General features: G+C 70.1%; 1 pseudogene. It reads right to left on the bottom strand.

Features of this window, described 5'->3' with window-relative positions:
* Window positions 1–251 (bottom strand): annotated as a pseudogene (locus tag AC0L3B_RS39965) (ABC transporter permease); the annotation flags it as partial.

Below are 251 nucleotides of genomic sequence, written 5' to 3'. Positions count from 1 at the left end.
CCGGGATCGCGACCGTCCCGACGATGGTCGCCCTCAGCCATTCGGCGACCGCGCCGCCGGGCGCACTGAGGACCAGCAGCGCCGCGCCCTGCAGAACGAAGAGGGTGGCCAGCGTGACGACGATGTCGGGCACGCGGGTGACGACGATCAGCATGCCGTTGACGGCGCCCAGCACCAGTCCCATGGCCAGCACGAACGGCACGACGAAAAGCGCGTATTCCTCGCTGGCGCCGTCCATCATCGAGGCGGCG

This window comes from Bradyrhizobium sp. Kon56, from assembly GCF_055807635.1.
The sequence above is the reverse complement of the archived record's forward strand: the minus strand, read 5'-3'. Positions and strand labels throughout refer to the sequence as shown.